This window comes from Planococcus soli, assembly GCF_016881065.1.
Taxonomy (GTDB): Bacteria; Bacillota; Bacilli; order Bacillales_A; family Planococcaceae; genus Planococcus; species Planococcus soli.
The window spans coordinates 1-847 of the sequence record NZ_WXYN01000040.1 but is presented as its reverse complement, the minus strand read 5'-3'; the positions used below and the strand labels follow the sequence as shown (position 1 = coordinate 847).

The window sequence follows — 847 nt, the reverse complement described above, 5'->3', positions numbered from 1 at the left end:
TTTATCTTTCCTCAACTGGCACATAAGTCTGCATGCCCGGTCCGATGTAATCTGCGCGTGGGCGGATCAAGCGGTTGTCCGAGTACTGCTCCAAAATGTGGGCAAGCCAACCGGAGGTGCGGGACACCGCAAAGATCGGCGTGAACAGATCGTGTTCGATGTTCAGGCTGTGGTAGACCGATGCCGAGTAGAAATCGACGTTCGGCGGCAGGTTTTTCTGGCCCGTAACGATTTCGTCGATCTTCACGGACATCTCGTACCATTTTTCTTCGCCGCGGATCTTCGTCAGTTTTTGGGACATGTCGCGCAAATGCTTCGCGCGCGGGTCGCCCTTGCGGTAGACGCGGTGGCCGAAGCCCATGATTTTTTCTTTGTTGGCCAATTTTTCCGTGATGACTTTTTCCACGTTGTCGACCGAGCCGATTTCCGTGAGCATCTTCATGACCTGCTCGTTGGCACCGCCATGAAGCGGGCCTTTCAAGGCGCCGATGGCTGCCGTGACACCCGAATAAACATCAGACAATGTCGCGACAGCGACACGGGCCGTGAACGTCGAGGCGTTCAATTCGTGATCCGCGTGAAGCACCAATGCTTTGTTGAACGCTTCTTCTTCGATTGCTTCCGGCAATTCGCCAGACAGCATGTAGAGGAAGTTGGCCGCGAAGCTCAAGTCGGTTTTTGGTGCGACCGGCTCTTGTCCGTTGCGGATGCGGCCGAATGCCGTTACCAAGGTCGAAATCTTCGCCTGGATCTTGATCGCTTTGCGGTAGTTCGCTTCCGGCTCCATCACTTCAGCTTCTTCGTCGAACAAGCCGAGCATGGAAACAGCCGTGCGAAGAGCCGCCAT

General features: G+C 55.3%; 1 protein-coding gene. It reads right to left on the bottom strand.

Features of this window, described 5'->3' with window-relative positions; all coding sequences use genetic code 11:
* Nucleotide 1 precedes the first annotated feature (1 nt).
* The coding region (locus tag GJB59_RS13685) for a citrate/2-methylcitrate synthase (protein ID WP_203583277.1) at nt 2-847 on the bottom strand (846 nt) is incomplete at its 5' end.